Raw genomic sequence first — 17,315 nt, forward strand, 5'->3', positions numbered from 1 at the left:
CGCCCGACAGTGTGGCATGGACCACTACGTTCCGCACGGGATGCGCGCGGTACCGGTCCCGGCGTCGCGACCCTCTGGTCAGCCGTCGTCGCGCTGGGCGAGAAACCTCTCGAACTCGGCACCGAGCTCGTCGGCCGTCGGGAGCGCGGCGTCCTCGGCGAGGAGGTTCGTCCGGCCCACCGACCGGGTGAAGGCGTCGTACTGCTCCTCGAGCTGGTGCACGACGGCGGCGACCTCCTCGTTCTCGGCCACGAGCTCGGCGACCTCGACCTGCGTCTCGGCCGCTGCCTCCGCGAGCCGGTCCGTCCCGAGCGCCAGCCCGGTCGCCTTCTCCAGGTGCTGCAGCGCGACGACGGCGGCGGGTACATAGCGGGACTGCGCCAGGTAGTGCGGTACGTGGACCGTCACTCCCAGCGCGTCGTGCTCGGTCTGCCCGAGCCTCAGCTCCAGGAGCGCGCCCAGCGAACCGGGCACCCGCACCTGGCCGAAGAACGAGGTGTAGTCCTCGACCAGCCCTTCGCGGGTGCCGTGCGCCGTCAACGTCAGCGGGCGCGTGTGGGGGACCCCCATCGGGATCCCGTGGACGCCGACGGTCAGGGACACGCCGAACCGCTCCACGATCTCGCGCACCGCGCGGACCACGCGCTCCCACTGCACGTCCGGCTCGACGCCGTGCAGCAGGAGGAATCCCGTGCCCTCGCCGTCCGTCAGATGGTCGACCACGAGCGACGGCTCGTCGTAGTCCGCCCACCGGTTCGCGTCGAAGGTCATCGCCGGACGCCTCGACCTATAGTCCACGAGTCGGTCGACGTCGAAGGTGATCAGTCGCGTGGCCGTGAACCGTTCGAGCAGGTGCCCGACGGTGATCTCACCGGCGGACCCCGCATCGACGAAGCCGCGCAGAGCGTGCACCAGGACCGGCGCACCGCTCGCCGCCGGCTCGTCGCCGAACGTGCGCTCGATCGCCTCGTCGTCCACCTCGTAGATCCCCTGCGGGTCCAGCACCCGTTCCTCCTCGTCTCGACCACCACGACGCAACAGCGTCCCTCGGGACAACCAGCGTGCCCCCCGAGATCTTCCCGACCTCAGCGACGCGGGAGCCGGACCACGGAGACGAAGAACTCGTCGATCTGCTGCACGACGTCGATGAACCGCTCGAAGTCGACCGGCTTGGTCACGTACGCGTTGGCGTGCAGCGCGTAGGAGCGCAGCACGTCCTCCTCCGCCTCCGACGTGGTGAGGACGACGACCGGGATGTGCTTCAGCACCGGGTCCTCCTTCACCAGCCCGAGGACCTCCCGGCCGTCCATGCGCGGCAGGTTGAGGTCGAGCAGGATGAGGTCCGGCCGCGGGGCCTGCGCGTACTCGCCCTCGCGCCGCAGGAACTCCATCGCGCTCACGCCGTCGGACACCACCGACAGCTGGTTGGCGACCTTGTGCTCGGCGAAGGCCTCGCGCGTCATGAGGACGTCGCCGGGATCGTCCTCCACCAGAAGGACCTCGATACCGACCTGCTGCTCCGTCATCCCGCCACCCTAAGCGGACCCGGCAAGGGTCCACCGGATGGTCGTGCCCAGCGTGGCGTCGGGATCGATCCAGACCCGCCCGCCGTGATGCTCGACCACCCGCTTGACGAGGGCCAGCCCGATGCCGGTCCCGCTGTACACCTCCTTGGGATGCAGCCGCTGGAAGATGACGAACACCCGCTCGGCGTACTGGGAGTCGATGCCGATCCCGTTGTCGCGGCACGCCAGCTCCCAGCCCTCTCCGTCCTCGCCGCGAGCGGCGGTCAGGTGCACCCGGGGCGGGCGGTCGGGGTGGCGGAACTTCAGGGCGTTGCCGACGACGTTGCGCAGGAGCATCGTCAACAGGCTCTTCTCGCCCCGCACCACCGGCAGCGGGTCGTGGGTGACCTCCGCTCCCTCGTCCTCGATCCGGTGGGAGAGGTCGGCCAGCACCTGCCGCAGGACCGCTTCGAGGTCCACGTCCTCCGGGGCCTCCCCCGTCCTGCCGACCCGGGAGAAGCTCAGCAGGTCCTGGATGAGGCGTTGCATGCGGTGGGCGCCGTCCACGGCGAACGCGATGTACTGGTCCGCCCGGTCGTCCAGCTGGTCGCCGTAGCGCTTCTGCAACAGCTGCGTGAAGCTCGCGACCTTGCGCAGCGGCTCCTGCAGGTCGTGCGAGGCGACGTAGGCGAACTGCTCGAGGTCGCGGTTCGACCGCTCCAGCTCCCCGGCCTGCTCCTGCAGCCGGTCCTGGGCGTCCCTGGCCTCGACGTGCGCCTCGCGGGCCTCGGCGACCTGGCGCACCAGCTCGCGGCGCATGTGCTCGACGTCCTGGCTCAGGGCCGCGACCTCACCGGTACCCACCCGCGGGATCTCGTGGTCGTGCTCACCGGTGCTGGCCTTGCGCACCTCGGCGGCAAGGGTCCCGATGGGCGCGGTCACCCCACGCTGGACCGCCTGCCAGACCACCCAGCCGAGGACCACCGCCACGATGCCCAGCACGCCGACGACGACCAGCACGACCTCGTTCCACACCCGGGCGAGCTCGATGGCCTCGGCATCGGCGCCGTCCGCCAGCAGCCGCAGCGACACGAGGACGGCGACGAACGCCACCACCAGGACCAGCAGGAGCACCACGCCCGCCCCGCGCAGGAGCCGCCGCAGGCCCGTCAGCACCGAAGAACGCTCGCTCACCAGCGCGCCCATTCCGCCGAGTCCGCCAGCGTCGACGAACGCTCGCCGATCACTTCGCGCGTGCCGGTCCACCCGACGACGAGCATGGCCGCGTCGTCGACGAGCGGACCACCGTGGATCGCCCGCACCCGACGCAGGACACGTTCGACGACGCCCACGAACCCTGACCCGTCGAGCTCCTGCTGCACGAGCCGGTGCAGCCCGTCGACGCCGACCCGCTCAGGCCCACGGCGACCCCGCCGCTCCGGGCCGGCCGCGGAGTCCGCGACGGAGGCCTCGACCAGCCCGTCGGTGTACATGAGCACGGCGAACGGACCGTCGACCTCCAGCCGCTGCGGGCGCCAGCCACCGTCGATCGGGATGCCGAGCGCGCGACCGCGCGACGTCGGCTCGACCACGTCGCAGCGGACGGCCCCGACGGGACCGGTCAGGAGCATCGGGGCGGGGTGCCCGGCGAGGTAGACGTCGATCGAGCCGCGGTCGGCCGCGACGGCCACCTGGCAGAGCGTCACGAAGATCTCCGGCTGGGACCGCTCCGTCACCAGGACGCGCTCCAGGTGACCGAGCACGTCGGCAGGCGGCGTCCCGGTCAGGACCAGCGTGCGCCAGGCCGTGCGCAGGGTCGCGCCGAGCGCGGCCTCGTCCGGCCCGTGCCCCGCCACGTCCCCGATCATCGACAGCACCGTGCCGTCGGCCATCTCGACGGAGTCGAAGAAGTCGCCACCCAGCAGCCCGTTACCCCCGGGCAGGTACCCGACCATCACCGACACGGCGACGTCCTCGACCAGCGGCTTCGGCAGCAGCGCACGTTCGAGCCGTGCCGTCTCCGCGGCGCGTACCTCGCTGCGGTACAGGGCCCGCTGCTGCGCGGCCGACCGCCGGCGCTGGAGCGCGTACCGCAACGAGCGCGCCAGGAGGTCGGGGCCGGTCTCGCCCTTGACGAGGTAGTCGTCCGCGCCCGCCGCGACGGCTCGCACGCCCTGGTCGATGCCGGCGTGCCCCGTCAGCACGACGAGGGCCGGCGGCACCGAGTGACGTTCGGTCGAGCGACGCAGACGTTCGACCGCGGCGAGACCGACCGCGTCCGGCAGCCCCAGGTCCACGACCAGGCAGTCCACGGCGGTCTGGGCGAGCTCTTCGGCCGCCTGGGCCACCGACGTCGCACGGCGCACCTCGATCGCGATCTCGGCGTCGGCGAGCAGCTCGGTCACCAGCAGTGCGTCGCCGTCGTCGTCCTCGACGAGCAGCACCACGGCCGGCTCCGCCGACTCTCCGTCCTCGGACCCGGCGCGTCCCCCGTCGCCGCTGATCATGACCGCGATCCTATGCCGTCGCACCCGCCGCGTCATCGCCCACGACCCGGCGCGTCGTCGGCGCCCGGCAGCGGGCGGCGCGCTCGTGCCGCGACGCATGGAATGATGGTCGGCCGCAGATCGAGCAGCATCGGGAGGACGTGTGGCGGGCAGGCACGAGGAGCTGGCGCGCGAGCAGGCGGTCGTGACCCGCCTGTACGACCGCCTGGACGCGCTGCGCGCCACCACGCGCGAGCGGCTGGCGGACGTCCGCCGGGTGGGGCCGTCGGGCTCGCCCCAGAACCGGAGCGAGCGCGACGCGTTCGCGACGCTGTACGCCGACCGTGCGGCCCAGCTCGACGCCGTCGAGGACCGGCTCGCCTTCGGGCGGCTCGACCTCGACGACGACGAGGTGCGCTACGTGGGACGGCTGGGCCTCACCGACGAGGAGCACCGGACGCTGCTCACCGACTGGCGCGCACCCGCCGCCCAGGCCTTCTACCGGGCGACGGCGATGCACCCCGACGGGGTGCGCCGTCGTCGTCACGTGGTCACCGCGGGCCGGACCGTCACGGGGTACGAGGACGAGGTGCTCGACCTCGACGCCGTCGCGGACGGCCTCGACGTGTCCTCGCTCTCCGGGGAGGGCGCGCTGCTGGCGTCGCTCGCCAGCCGACGGACCGGTCGCATGGCGGACATCGTCGCCACGATCCAGGGTGAGCAGGACCGCATCGTCCGCGACGACCTCGGCGGCGCCCTCGTCGTCCAGGGCGGGCCCGGCACCGGCAAGACGGCCGTGGCGCTGCACCGCGCCGCGTACCTGCTCTACGCGCACCGGCGGGTCCTGGAGCGCTCGGGCGTGCTCCTGGTCGGCCCGAGCCGCGCCTTCCTGCGCTACATCGACCAGGTGCTCCCTTCGCTGGGCGAGACCGGCGTCGTCTCGACGACCATCGCCGAGCTCCTGCCCGGGCTGCGTGCCGACGCCGTCGACGAGGGCCGGGTCGCCGAGATCAAGGGCCGGCTCCTGTGGCGCGCGGCGATCCGGCGTGCCGTGCGAGCCCGCGAACGGATCCCGGCCCGGGACGTGCCGGTGCGCATCGACGGCGTCGACCTCGAGGTCAGGCGGCGCGACGTCCGCGACGCGATCGGCCGCGCCCGCCGGACCCACAAGCCGCACAACGAGGCGCGAGCCACGTTCGTGCGCGAGATGCTCGCGCGGCTCGTCGACCAGTACCGCGTGCGCACCGACTCCGAGCTGTCCGACCACGACGTCGCGGTGCTGAACGAGGACCTCCGGGCGGACCGCGACGTGCGGGTCGCCCTCAACCTCGCCTGGTTCCCGCTCACGCCCGAGAAGCTCGTCGCCGACCTGTGGTCCAAGCCCCACCGGCTGGCCGAGGCCGCCCCCGAGCTCAGCGCTCCCGAGCGCGGGCTGCTGCGCCGATCGCCCGACGCGCCGTGGACGGAGTCCGACGTCCCGCTCCTGGACGAGGCGGCCGAGCTCCTCGGGGTCGACGACTCGCTGGCCAGGGCCGAGGCCCGCGCCGCCGAGGCGCAGCGCGCCTCCGAGCTGGAGTATGCACGCTCGGTGCTCGAGTCCACCGGGGCCGGCGGCGGGCTCGTCGACGCCGAGACCCTGGCTGCCCGGTTCACCGAGACCGGTCCGGTGCTGACCACCGCCGAGCGCGCCGCGGCGGACCGCTCCTGGACCTACGGCCACGTCGTGGTCGACGAGGCGCAGGAGCTGAGCCCGATGGCGTGGCACGCGATCGTGCGCCGGGTCCCGTCCCGGTCGATGACGATCGTCGGTGACGTCGCCCAGACGTCGTCCGCGGCCGGCGCGGACTCCTGGCCCGCGGCGCTCGATCCCGTGCTGCGCGACGGCTGGCGGCTGAGCGAGCTGACCGTCAGCTACCGGACCCCCGCGGCCGTGGCCGACGCCGCCCAGCGCATGGCGACGGCGGCCGGGCTCCCGGTCTCGCCGCTGACCGCTGCCCGCGACGTGCCCGGTGCCCTCCAGGTCGACCGGGTCGGCGACCCGGTCGCGGCCGCCGCCGCCCGGGCGGCCGACCTCGCCCGCGAGCACGTCGCCGCCGACGGGTCGGGACGGGTGGCGATCATCGCCGGGCAGCACGCCGTCGGAGACCTGGACGAGCGGGTGGCGGCGGCGCTCACCGACGCGCTCGGGGCCACCGAGGCCGCACGGCTCGCCGCCCAGCGCCCCGAGGACGCCCAGGTGGTCGTCACCTCGCCCCGCGAGGCGAAGGGCCTGGAGTACGACGCCGTCGTGCTGGTCGAGCCGGCCGACGTCGCGTCCGGCCCGGGTCGCTGGGGCGACCTGTACGTGGCCATGACGCGGACGACGCAGCAGCTCGTCGTGCTGCACGCCCGAGACCTTCCCGACGGCCTGGTGGACGAAGGGTGAGACGGGTTTGTGGGTCGCGTCGCGGAGGCGCACCATAGGTCCGTGCTGCGCGCCCTACTCCTTGAGAACGTCCATCCCGCTGCTGTCGAGATCCTCCGCGATGCGGGGATCGAGGTCGAGACGCGCTCCGGCGCGCTCGACGAGGCCGAGCTGATCGAGACGCTCGCCGACTTCCAGATCCTCGGCATCCGCTCCAAGACCCAGGTCACCCGTCGCGTCCTGGAGTCCGTGCCCGGCCTGCTGGCCGTCGGCACGTTCTCCATCGGGACGAATCAGATCGACCTCGAGGCGGCGTCGTCGCACGGCGTCGCCGTGTTCAACGCACCGTTCTCGAACACCCGCTCGGTCGTCGAGCTGGCGGTCTCGGAGATCATCGCCCTGACCCGGCGGCTCACCGTGCGGGACAAGGCGCTGCACGACGGCGTCTGGGACAAGACGGCCGAGGGCTCGCACGAGGTGCGCGGCCGCACGCTCGGCATCATCGGGTACGGGAACATCGGCTCCCAGCTCTCGGTGCTGGCCGAGAACCTGGGCATGAAGGTCGTCTTCTACGACGCTGCCGAGAAGCTCGCGCTCGGCAACGCCCACCGCGTGGAGACGCTGGGCGAGCTCCTGGAGGTCGCCGACGCGGTGACGATCCACGTGGACGGGCGCCCCGGGAACGCCGGGATGTTCACCGGTGACATGTTCGCGCGGATGAAGCCGGGGGCGATCTTCCTCAACCTCTCGCGCGGCTTCGTCGTCGACGTCGAGTCCCTGCGTGAGCACATCCTCTCGGGCCACCTCTCCGGTGCGGCCGTCGACGTCTTCCCGACCGAGCCGAAGAAGCGCGGCGACCACTTCGAGTCGCCGTTGCGCGGCCTCGACAACGTCATCCTCACCCCGCACGTCGGCGGCTCGACCCTCGAGGCGCAGGAGTCGATCGGTCACTTCGTCGCGAAGAAGCTGCGCGAGTACTTCTTGACCGCCTCGACGACGCTCTCGGTGAACCTGCCGAACCTGCAGCTCGAGCACACCGGGGTCGGGCGGATCGCACTGCTCCACCGCAACGTGCCGGGCGTGCTCGCTGCCGTCAACCAGGTCTTCGCCGACCATGGTGCCAACATCGAGGCCCAGATGCTCGCCACGCGGGGGGACCTCGGCTACGTGGTCACCGACATCTCCGACGTCACGCAGCGTGGGGCCTCGAAGAAGCTCATGGCGATGGACACCACGGTGCGGCTGCGGATCCGCGACGCGTTCGAGCGCCCGGAGTTCCCGCCGGGGCCCGCCGCCGGCTGACCACGCACGCCGCACCGGAGCACGAAGGGCCCGCACCATGGTGCGGGCCCTTCGTCGTCAGGTCCGTCAGCCCGACTTGCGCCGGAACATCGGCTGCACGGGACCGGCGGTCTCCGAACCGTGCACGGATCCGGTGTTCCGCTCGGAGTCGGACGTGCGGTGGCGCGCAGCGTTCTTCTTGTCCAGGGCCTCCTTGAACCGTGCCTTGGCATCGTCGCCGGGGGCGGTCGTCCTCTTGTCGTCTGTCATAGGCCCAGCATGCGCCCCTCGGCCCGCGGGCGCGAGGGCTTTTCCGATCACGTGGACGCGGTGGGAGCCTCCTCCACCGAGCCGCCGGGCGCCGTACCCGCGGCCGTCTCGCGCTCGGCCCGTTCCGCGCGCAGGGATGTGATCGCTGCGTCGAAGTCGTCGAGCGAGTCGAACGCCTGGTAGACCGAGGCGAAACGCAGGTAGGCGACCTCGTCGAGCTCCCGGAGGGGACCCAGGATGGCCAGGCCGATCTCGTAGGCGTCGATCTCCGCGCTGCCCGAGCCACGCAGCGTCTCCTCGACCCGCTGCGCCAGGAGCGCCAGGTCGTCGGCGCTCACCGGCCGACCCTGGCACGCCTTGCGCACCCCGGCGACGACCTTGTCACGGCTGAACGGTTCGGTCGCGCCCGAACGTTTGACGACGGAGAGGCTCGCGGTCTCGATCGTGGTGAAACGGCGCTGGCAGTTCGGGCACTGGCGGCGGCGTCGGATCGACGATCCGTCGTCGGCGGTACGAGAGTCGACCACGCGCGAGTCGGCGTGTCGGCAGAACGGGCAGTGCATCCGGAGTCTCCTGCGGTCGGGCCGGGCCCGTGCCCGGCTGCCCGACGAAAGTATGCGCCAGCCAGCCCTCGGTGCAACACCACGTGCCGCTAGTCGAGCGGCAGCACCAGGACCTGCCCCGCCCTGAGCTCCGCGCCGCCCAGCCCGTTCAGCTCTTGCAGCGCGGCGACGACGTCCCGCAGGTCCTCGCCCGGGGTCGCCACCGACCGCGCATACTCCCACAACGTCTCGCCCGGCGCCACGGTCTCGAGCCGCACCTCCTGCGCACGGTCCGGCGCGTCCGCGACGGCACTGGCACCCCAGGCGACGGCCGGCACGGCCAGGAGAAGCACCGCCAGGGCGACGAGCACGCGGCGCCCGCGAACCGTGAGGCGTAGGCCACCGAGGCCCAGGAAGCCTGCGGCCTGCGAGACCACTGCGATCGATGCCATTGCTTCGCCCTCCCGGAGCCGCACGGGCCTCTCGAACACCTGTCCGTCAAACGTATGTTCGTCGAACGCTTGTACACATTGGTATCACGGCGACCCGACACGCGTCGAGAGATCTCGAACAGATGTTTGATGTCGGTGCGGATCTGCCCTACTCTGACGGGAGCGATGACAGGTTTGTCTGGTTCTTGACGGGAGAGACGCATGACGACGACACGCGAGACCGAAGGCGCCGGGTCCGGTACGCACGACGGCACGCTCGCGTCCGTCTCCGAGATCTCCACCGGTCCGGACCGGCTGACCCCGCGCCAGCGAAGGGTCCTCGAGACGATCCGCGCCTCGGTCGAGAGCCGCGGTTATCCACCGACGATGCGGGAGATCGGCGAGGCCGTCGGCCTGGCCAGCCCGTCGTCGGTCAAGCATCAGCTCACCACGCTCGAGCGCAAGGGATATCTGCGCCGCGACCCTAACCGTCCGCGGGCGATGGAGGTCGTGGACCCCTCGGCGGGCGACGGAGCGGCCTCCACCGCGGGCTCACCGGTCGCGTCGTCGAGCCTGCCGACCCCGGACGGGTCCGAGAGCGAGGTCGCGACGCCGTCCTACGTGCCGCTCGTCGGTCGTATCGCCGCCGGTGGGCCGATCCTGGCCGAGCAGGTCGTCGAGGACGTCTTCCCGCTCCCCCGCCAGGTCGTGGGTGACGGTGAGCTCTTCCTGCTCAAGGTCGCGGGCGACTCGATGATCGACGCGGCCATCTGCGACGGGGACTGGGTGGTGGTCCGTCGCCAGAAAGTCGCGGAGCAGGGTGAGATCGTCGCCGCGATGCTGGACGGCGAGGCCACGGTCAAGACGTTCAAGCAGACCGGCGGTCACACCTGGCTGATGCCCCAGAACTCCGCGTACGACCCGATCTCCGGGGACGAAGCACAGGTCCTCGGCCGGGTGGTCGCCGTCCTGCGCAGCCTGTGACGTCGACGCTCTGCGGCTAGAGCCCGAATCGCTGCTGCACCGACCGCACGCTCGCGGCCGACGACCGGAGGCCGGCCACCTCCTGCTCGGACAGCGGGGTGTCGACGACGGTCGTCGCGCCCCGGGCATCCACCAGCGTCGGCAGGGACAGGCACACGTCCCTGATCCCGTGGAAGTTCTCGATCCGGGTGGAGACGGGCATCACACGGTGCTCGTCGTTGAGCACCGCCTCCACGATCCGCGTCGCGGCGAGCCCGACCGCGTAGTTGGTCGCCCCCTTGCCGGCGATCACGCGGTACGCGGACTCGACCACGTCGCGCGTGATCACCTTCCGGGTGGCGTCGTCGAGCGGCGGGCGGCCCGGGAGCGCCTCCCACTCCAGGAGCGGCACCCCGGCGATGCGAGCGGAGCTCCACAGCGCGATCTCGGAGTCGCCGTGCTCGCCGGCGATGTAGGCGTGCACGTTCGCCGTCGCCACCCCGCAGTGCTGTGCGAGCGCCCCGCGCAGCCGTGACGAGTCGAGCACCGTGCCCGAGCCGAAGACCCGCTCGGGCGGCAGCCCGGAGATCTGCTGTGCCGCGTACGTCACGACGTCGACCGGGTTGGTCACCATCAGGAAGATGGCGTCGGGCGCGACCTCGAGGAGGCCCGGGAGGATCTTGCGGGTCAGCGAGATGGTCGCTTCCGCGAGGTCCAGTCGAGACTGTCCCGGCCGCTGCTTCGCTCCAGCGGTGACGATCACGACGTCGGCGCCGCGGCACACCTCGACGTCGTCCGAGCCGATCACCTCGGCCTGGGGGACGAACATCCCGCCGTGCTGCAGGTCGAGCACCTCGGCCTCGACCTTGGCCCGGTTGACGTCCTGGAGGGCGACCGTCCTGGCGGTGCCACGCGCCAGCGCTGTGAAGGCGAGGGTGGCCCCCACCGCACCGGCACCGACGACGGCGATCTTGGTCCTGCTGCGAGGTGCTGTCACCCGGTCAGACTAGGTCGCGCCCGTGCGGGGCGCTACGCGAGCCGCCGGAGCGCGGAGCGCACCAGCTCGGTGTCGGTCGTGCGCCAGAAGTCCGGCATCGACCGTGTCAGGAACGTGCCGTAGCGTGCGGTGACGAGCCGGGGGTCGAGCACGGCCACCACGCCGCGGTCGTCAGTCGACCGGATGAGGCGGCCCGCGCCCTGGGCGAGCAGGAGCGCCGCGTGGGTCGCGGCCACCTGCATGAACCCGTTGCCACCGGCCTGCTCGACGGCTCGGGCACGTGCCGCCTTCACGGGGTCGTCCGGTCGCGGGAACGGTACCCGGTCGATGATCACGAGCCGACAGGCGTCACCCGGCACGTCCACCCCCTGCCACAGCGACAGCGTGCCGAAGAGGCAGGTCGCCGGGTCGGCCGCGAACTGCTGCACCAGGGTGGGCAGCTGGTCGTCCCCCTGGCAGAGCACCGGGACGTCCAGCCGTTCGCGCATCGCCTCGGCGGCGGCCGTGGCCGCCCGCCGGGACGAGAACAGCCCGAGCGTCCGACCCCCGGCCGCCTCGACGAGTCCCGCGATCTCGTCCAGCTGGGCCTCGGTCGTCGGCTCGCGCCCCGGGGCGGGCAGATGCTTGGCCACGTAGCAGATGCCCTGCTTGCGGTAGTCGAACGGGCTGCCCACGTCCAGCCCACGCCAGACGGCGTCGTCCTCGCCCGTCGAGGCCGCGAGGCCGAGGGACCGGGCGACCGGGTCGAACGTGCCGCCGAGGGCCAGCGTCGCCGACGTGAGCACACCGGTCCGCTCGCCCAGGAGCTGGGTGCTGATCAGTCCCGCGACCGCGAGCGGCGCGGCGTGCAGCCGGCCCACCCCGTCGCCCCACGGCGCGTCGGCCGGGGGGCGCGAGCACCACAGCACGTCGGCGCTCGTGTCTTCCGCCGCCATGCGCTCGGCGACCTCGAACAGCTGTGTGAGGGCCGACTGCGCCATCTTCAGGCCGGCGTCCGGCTCAGCCCCCCGATCCGGCTTGACGTCGCTCAGGAGCGTCCGGGCGGCGTCGCGGACCGCTTCGACCGCGGTCTGCAGCTCGCCGGGCAGGCCCTGCGGGTAACGCTCCGCCGGGACCCGCGCGAGGACCTCTGCCAGCGACCGTGCGGCGGCGTCGAGGTCGTCGGTCAGCGTCCCGCCGTGCTGACGCACGAGCCGGGCGGCGTGCTCCACCGTGCCTCCGGACAGGTCCACGGTCGCCGCCGCCGTGATCCGGTCGGCCAGCTCGTGCGCCTCGTCTACCACGAGCACGTCGTGCTCCGGCAGCACGTTGGTGTTGCCGGACGCCGCGATCCCGAGCATCGCATGGTTGGTCACCACGACGTCGGCCTCGCGCGCGGTGTTCCGCGCCTGCTCCCCGAAGCACTCGTCGATCAGGGGGCAGCGCTGCCCGAGACATTCCAGCGACGTCACGGACACCTGCCGCCAGGCCCGGTCCGGCACGCCCGGGACCAGGTCGTCCCGGTCACCGGTGTCGGTCTCCTGGGCCCACTCGTGCAGCCGCCGGACGTGGTCGGCCAGCCGCGCGCCGTCGTCGGACCGGCCCCGTGGCGCCGCCGCGGGGTGCTGCTCGGCCGACGAACCCTCGCCAGGGCCGGGGTCGGCCGGGAGGTCGAACAGCGTGGCGCCGTCGACGGGATAGCCGCCGGTGACCTTGTGCCGGCAGAGGTAGTTGTGCCAGCCCTTGAGCAGCGCGACGCGCGGCGGCCGTGCCAGCCGCGGCGCGACGGCGTCGGCGACCAGGGGGAGGTCACGGGTGATCACCTGACGCTGCAGCGCGAGGGTCGCGGTGGAGACCACGACGCGCTCGCCGGCCGTGACGGCGTGCCGGACGGCGGGTACCAGGTACCCGAGAGACTTGCCCGTGCCGGTGCCCGCCTGGACGAGGAGGTGCCGACCGGACTCCACGGCGTCGGTGACCGCCTCGGCCATCCGGTCCTGGCCCTCGCGCCGCGACCCGCCGAGGGCCGCCACGGCGAGGTCGAGGAGCTCGGTGACCTCGGGCGGCTGCTCGGCGGGTTCTGCGGACGAGGCGGACGAGTTCACCGGACGATCCTACGGGCGTGGGAGGCGCCGCGGGTGCCCGGTCCACAGCACACGGACGACGGCGGTCGCCCGGCTCAGAGCGCCACACCCTCCAGCTCCGCGGCGAGCGCAGCGTCGACCCGGCCGCGCAGGCGCGTGCCGTCGGCGAGGTGCTCCTCCCCGGCGAGCTCGCCGTTCTCGTGGACCCGGTGGACGAGGTCGCCGCGCGAGTACGGCACCACGAGGTCGATCTCGACCGCGGGGCGCGGCAGCGTGTCGGCGATCAGCGCGCGGAGCTCGGCGATGCCCTCGCCCGAGTGCGCCGAGACCACCGCCGTGCGGCGTTCCCTGCGCTGGATGCGGCCCACGACCGTCGGGTCGGCCACGTCGGCCTTGTTGAGCACCACGACCTCGGGCACGTCGTCCATGCCGGGGATCTCCGCGAGCACCTCCCGGACGGCGTCGATCTGGCCCTCCGGGTCCGGGTGGGAGGCATCGACGACGTGCAGCAGCAGGGCGGCGTCGCCGACCTCCTCGAGCGTGGACCGGAACGCCTCGACGAGCTGGTGCGGCAGGTGCCGGACGAACCCGACGGTGTCGGCGTAGGTGAAGACGCGGCCGTCCTCGGTCCGGGACCGGCGAACGGTCGGGTCGAGGGTGGCGAACAGCGCGTTCTCCACGAGCACCCCGGCGCCCGTCAGCGCGTTGAGCAGCGACGACTTGCCGGCGTTGGTGTAGCCCGCGATCGCCACGTTCGGGATCGCGTGCCGCTTGCGGTCGTGCCGCTTGGTCTCCCGGGCGGGTGCCATCGCCGCGATCTCCCGGCGCAGCTTGGCCATGCGGTTGCGGATGCGGCGGCGGTCGAGCTCGATCTTGGTCTCACCGGGTCCGCGCGAGCCCATGCCGGCTCCCGCCCCGCCGACCTGGCCACCGGCCTGCCGGGACATCGACTCGCCCCAGCCGCGCAGACGCGGCAGGAGGTACTCGAGCTGGGCGAGCTCGACCTGCGCCTTGCCCTCCCGGGACTTGGCGTGCTGGGCGAAGATGTCGAGGATCAGGGCGGTGCGGTCGACCACCTTGACCTTGACGATGTCCTCCAGCGCACGCCGCTGGGACGGCGCCAGCTCGGTGTCGACCACGACCGTGTCCGCGCCGGACGCCGCCACGATCTCGGCGAGCTCAGCGGCCTTGCCGGAGCCGAGGAACGTGCCGGGGTCGGGCTTGGCGCGCTTCTGCAGCAGTCCGTCGAGCACCTGGGAACCGGCCGTCTCGGCGAGCGCCGCGAGCTCGCGCAGGGAGACGTCGGCCTCGCGCGCCGCGGCCTCGCCACCCGGGAAGAGCCCCACGAGCACGACCTTCTCGAGGCGCAGCTGGCGGTACTCGACCTCGGTGACGTCGTCGAGCTCGGTCGAGAGGCCGGCGACGCGCCGCAGCGCGGCCCGCTCGGCGAGGTCGAGCTGGTCCCCGTCGTGGGCGGCGTGGACCGTCGTGCCCTCGGCCCGAGCGGTCCCGGCCCGCGCCAGCACCCGCGCGACGACGTCGTTCGCGATCGACTGCGCGTCACGGGACGCGCTCGGTCCGGTGGCGGCGGTGGTCTGTTCGGGATCGGTCGGGATGTGGGTCAAGACGGTCCTCTCCATGGGGTACGTGGGTGCAACAAGGATCCCACGCGGATTCGTCCCGGCCGAAGGGATTTACGATGCGTGCGTGAGCGACCACTACTTCACGGCCGAGCCGGCCTCCGACGCCGAGCGACGGCTGGTCGCCGTCGACCTGGCGGGCACCGCCACGCAGGTCGAGGTGGCGGGCGGCATCTTCTCTCCCGGCGGCCTCGACAAGGGCACCCGGGTGCTGCTCGGCGAGGTCCCGGCGCCGCCGGCGGGCGACCTGCTGGACCTCGGCTGCGGCTGGGGCCCCATCGCCCTCACGATGGCGCTGCGGGCCCCCGGCGCGACGGTGTGGGCGGTGGACGTCAACCTCCGTGCGCTCGACCTGGTGCGCCGCAACGCGGAGCGGCTCGGGGTCGCCGGGCGGGTCCGTGCCGTCACGCCGGACGAGGTGCCCCACGACGTCCGGTTCGCCGCCCTCTGGTCGAACCCGCCGATCCGGGTCGGCAAGCAGGTGCTGCACGACATGCTGCGCAGGTGGCTCCCGCGCCTGGTCCCGGGTGGTGCGCCGGGCGGGGCCTGGCTGGTGGTCCAGAAGAACCTCGGTTCCGACTCCCTGGCCCGCTGGATCGAGGCGGAGCTCGACCTGCCGACCGAGCGGGTCACGTCGTCCAAGGGGTTCCGCGTCCTGCACTCCACCCGCTGACGAGCGCCCGGGTCCGGCCCGGAGCGGCGCAGGCTACAGCTCGACGTCTCCGCTGAAGACCAGCTCGGCCGGACCGGCGAGCTCGACGTGCCCGCCGTCGAGCAGCCGCACCCGGACCTCGCCGCCGGGGACCTCGACGAACCACGTGGTCGGGACCTCGTCGGGGTCGGCCGCCCCGTGCGCGGCCCACGCACGGACCGCGAGCGCCGCAGCGCAGGCACCCGTGCCGCACGAGCGCGTCTCCCCCACGCCCCGCTCGTGCACACGCATGCGCACCCGGCCGGCGGTGACGCCGTCGGGCATGGTCTCCTCGCCGAGCGGCACGACGAGCTCGACGTTGGTGCCGTGCGGCGGCAGGGGGTCGACGGCGGGTGTGCGGGTGAGGTCCAGCGCGTCGAGCTCCGCCGGCCGGGACAGGGCGACGACGGTGTGCGGGTTGCCGAGGTCCACGCTGAGCGCGGGGCGCGGGGCGTCCCATCCGGCGGTCATGACTGCTGCGTCGGCTCCGGACTCCACGGCCTCCCGGCCGCCGGGGTACGTCCACGGCCCCATGTCGACCGCGTACCAGCCGTTCGGCTCCCTGCGCACGCGCTTGACGCCACCGCGGGTGCCGAGAGCGAGCTCGTCGCCGCCGGACAGGTCGACCAGCCCGAGGCTCTCGGCGAAGGCGGCGAACACCCGCACCCCGTTGCCGCACATCTCGGCCGCCGTGCCGTCGGAGTTGCGGTAGTCCATGAACCAGATCGCGCCCGGCTCCTCACCGAGCACGGCGTCGGCCGTGGCCTCGCCGGCGCGGGCGAGCGCCGCCGTCGGAGCGAGGCGGATGACGCCGTCCGCGCCGATGCCCGCGCGGCGGTCCGCCAGGCGCCGCACCTGGTCCGGGGTGAGGTCGAGGTCTCCTCGGGTGTCGGCGACCAGGACGAAGTCGTTCTGCGTCCCGTGGCCCTTGGTGAAGCGCAAGGTCATGAGCCCAGACTACGGCGTACCGGGCCCTCGCCCGGCGGAGACAGCTCGCCGGCGTCGGCGGCCCGCACGACGGCGAGCGCCTCGTCGAGCAGGCTCCGCGAGCCCGCGTCGAGCCACCGGACGCGGGGGTCGCGGCCGAACCAGCCCATCTGCTTGCGGGCCAGCCGGCGCGTGTTGGCCACGACGTCCGCCCGCGCCTCGTCCTCGGTCCGCTCCCCGGCGAACCAGCGCAGCACCTCGGCGTAGCCGACCGCACGGGCGGCCGTGGCGCCGAGGCCGGGGCCGGTCCCGCCCTGGTGCGGCGCGGCGAGCGCACGCACCTCGTCGACCAGCCCCGCCTCCCACATGCGGTCCACGCGTCCCGCCACCCGGGTGTCGAGCGTCTCGCGGTCGCAGTCGAGGCCGATCTGGACGGCGGGTCGGACGTACTCCTGCCGGGGCAGGTTCGCGGTGTACGGCTGCCCGGTGATCTCGATGACCTCCAGCGCCCGGACGACGCGCCGCGTGTTCGCCGGGCCGATCGAGTCCGCGGCCGCCGGGTCGAGCCGGGCGAGCTCGGCGTGCAGGACGCGCCCACCCTCGGACTCGGCCCGTTCCTCGAACCTGGCCCGCACCACGGGGTCCGTGCCGGGAAAGTCCAGGTGGTCCAGCAGCGCACGCACGTAGAGACCCGACCCGCCCACGACGACGGCCCGTGCTCCTCGGCCGGCGACGGCGTCGAGGTCCGCCCGGGCGTCGGCCTGGTAGCGCGCCACCGAGGCGTCCTCGTCGGGGTCGAGGACGTCGACCTGGTGGTGCACGATCCCCCGGCGCTCGGCGAGCGGCACCTTCGCGGTCCCGATGTCCATGCCCCGGTAGAGCTGGAAGGCGTCCGCGTTCACGATCTCGGCGGCGACGGGCCGAGCGCCGCGGACGCCGTCGGACAACGCCTGCGCCAGGTCCAGCGCGAGGTCCGACTTCCCGGTGGCGGTTGGTCCTACGACGGCGACGATCACGGGTCCACGCTAGCCGCAGCAGCCCTTGACCTTGACCCTGGGGCAGGGGATCTGCTGGCCGTGGCCCGCGGGCGTTCGACGCCGTGCGCGCCGCCGCCA

General features: G+C 73.2%; 16 protein-coding genes. 4 read left to right on the forward strand and 12 right to left on the reverse strand.

Annotated elements, in window-relative coordinates:
* Positions 1–78: 78 nt before the first annotated feature.
* From ACH5HR_RS09500 to ACH5HR_RS09515, 4 genes are all read right to left on the reverse strand, one after another.
* Positions 79–1,005 carry a PAC2 family protein gene (locus ACH5HR_RS09500; protein WP_402375253.1) on the reverse strand — a complete coding sequence of 309 codons (927 nt, stop codon included), beginning with the start codon at positions 1,003–1,005 and terminating at the stop codon, positions 79–81.
* An 80-nt stretch (positions 1,006–1,085) separates the two neighbouring features.
* Positions 1,086–1,526 carry a response regulator gene (locus tag ACH5HR_RS09505; RefSeq protein WP_402375255.1) on the reverse strand — a complete coding sequence of 147 codons (441 nt, stop codon included), beginning with the start codon at positions 1,524–1,526 and terminating at the stop codon, positions 1,086–1,088.
* 9 nt (positions 1,527–1,535) lie between these two features.
* Positions 1,536–2,699, reverse strand: a complete 1,164-nt coding sequence (locus ACH5HR_RS09510) for a sensor histidine kinase (RefSeq protein WP_402375257.1) — start codon at positions 2,697–2,699, stop codon at positions 1,536–1,538.
* Positions 2,696–4,012 (reverse strand): PP2C family protein-serine/threonine phosphatase, encoded by a 1,317-nt coding sequence (locus ACH5HR_RS09515; protein ID WP_402375259.1) that lies wholly within the window; start codon positions 4,010–4,012, stop codon positions 2,696–2,698. Before ACH5HR_RS09515 ends, ACH5HR_RS09510 begins: the two co-directional genes overlap by 4 nt.
* A gap of 142 nt (positions 4,013–4,154) precedes the next feature.
* On the opposite strand from ACH5HR_RS09515, the gene ACH5HR_RS09520 reads away from it, so the two are divergent.
* Together ACH5HR_RS09520 and serA are read left to right on the forward strand one after the other, a co-directional pair.
* Complete coding sequence (locus ACH5HR_RS09520) at positions 4,155–6,416, forward strand: HelD family protein (RefSeq protein WP_416477572.1); 2,262 nt, start codon at positions 4,155–4,157, stop codon at positions 6,414–6,416.
* Positions 6,417–6,458: 42 nt separating this feature from the next.
* Complete coding sequence (gene serA / locus ACH5HR_RS09525; protein WP_402375263.1) at positions 6,459–7,697, forward strand: phosphoglycerate dehydrogenase; 1,239 nt, start codon at positions 6,459–6,461, stop codon at positions 7,695–7,697.
* A gap of 66 nt (positions 7,698–7,763) precedes the next feature.
* Here the strand turns inward: serA and ACH5HR_RS09530 are convergent, their stop codons facing one another.
* The 3 genes from ACH5HR_RS09530 to ACH5HR_RS09540 all read right to left on the reverse strand — a co-directional run bounded on the left by ACH5HR_RS09530 (position 7,764) and on the right by ACH5HR_RS09540 (position 8,940).
* The gene (locus ACH5HR_RS09530) at positions 7,764–7,946 is read right to left on the reverse strand and encodes a DUF5302 domain-containing protein (protein ID WP_416477574.1); all 183 of its coding nucleotides are present in this window, start codon (positions 7,944–7,946) and stop codon (positions 7,764–7,766) included.
* A gap of 47 nt (positions 7,947–7,993) precedes the next feature.
* Complete coding sequence (nrdR, locus tag ACH5HR_RS09535; RefSeq protein WP_402375267.1) at positions 7,994–8,509, reverse strand: transcriptional regulator NrdR; 516 nt, start codon at positions 8,507–8,509, stop codon at positions 7,994–7,996.
* 89 nt (positions 8,510–8,598) lie between these two features.
* Positions 8,599–8,940 carry a LysM peptidoglycan-binding domain-containing protein gene (locus ACH5HR_RS09540; RefSeq protein ID WP_402375269.1) on the reverse strand — a complete coding sequence of 114 codons (342 nt, stop codon included), beginning with the start codon at positions 8,938–8,940 and terminating at the stop codon, positions 8,599–8,601.
* Positions 8,941–9,141: 201 nt separating this feature from the next.
* Between ACH5HR_RS09540 and lexA the strand changes: the two genes are divergently transcribed.
* Positions 9,142–9,903 (forward strand): transcriptional repressor LexA, encoded by a 762-nt coding sequence (gene lexA / locus ACH5HR_RS09545; RefSeq protein WP_416477576.1) that lies wholly within the window; start codon positions 9,142–9,144, stop codon positions 9,901–9,903.
* A 16-nt stretch (positions 9,904–9,919) separates the two neighbouring features.
* On the opposite strand, the gene ACH5HR_RS09550 is transcribed toward lexA, so the two are convergent.
* The 3 genes from ACH5HR_RS09550 to hflX form a co-directional block, all read right to left on the reverse strand.
* Positions 9,920–10,879 (reverse strand): L-lactate dehydrogenase, encoded by a 960-nt coding sequence (locus ACH5HR_RS09550; RefSeq protein WP_416477578.1) that lies wholly within the window; start codon positions 10,877–10,879, stop codon positions 9,920–9,922.
* Between the two features lie 32 nt (positions 10,880–10,911).
* Positions 10,912–12,963 (reverse strand): ATP-dependent DNA helicase, encoded by a 2,052-nt coding sequence (locus tag ACH5HR_RS09555; RefSeq protein ID WP_416477580.1) that lies wholly within the window; start codon positions 12,961–12,963, stop codon positions 10,912–10,914.
* 74 nt (positions 12,964–13,037) lie between these two features.
* A complete protein-coding gene (gene hflX / locus ACH5HR_RS09560) occupies positions 13,038–14,567 on the reverse strand; it encodes a GTPase HflX (protein ID WP_449768916.1) in 1,530 nt (509 codons plus the stop codon).
* A gap of 82 nt (positions 14,568–14,649) precedes the next feature.
* Between hflX and ACH5HR_RS09565 the strand changes: the two genes are divergently transcribed.
* Complete coding sequence (locus ACH5HR_RS09565; protein WP_402375279.1) at positions 14,650–15,255, forward strand: class I SAM-dependent methyltransferase; 606 nt, start codon at positions 14,650–14,652, stop codon at positions 15,253–15,255.
* A 33-nt stretch (positions 15,256–15,288) separates the two neighbouring features.
* Here the strand turns inward: ACH5HR_RS09565 and dapF are convergent, their stop codons facing one another.
* Complete coding sequence (gene dapF, locus ACH5HR_RS09570; protein WP_416477581.1) at positions 15,289–16,221, reverse strand: diaminopimelate epimerase; 933 nt, start codon at positions 16,219–16,221, stop codon at positions 15,289–15,291.
* Positions 16,218–17,216, reverse strand: a complete 999-nt coding sequence (miaA, locus tag ACH5HR_RS09575) for a tRNA (adenosine(37)-N6)-dimethylallyltransferase MiaA (protein ID WP_402375283.1) — start codon at positions 17,214–17,216, stop codon at positions 16,218–16,220. The genes dapF and miaA overlap by 4 nt, the downstream gene beginning before the upstream one ends.
* Between the last annotated feature and the right edge of the window lie 99 nt (positions 17,217–17,315).

This window comes from Isoptericola maris (genome assembly GCF_048065335.1).
GTDB classification, from domain to species: domain Bacteria; phylum Actinomycetota; class Actinomycetes; order Actinomycetales; family Cellulomonadaceae; genus Isoptericola; species Isoptericola rhizosphaerae.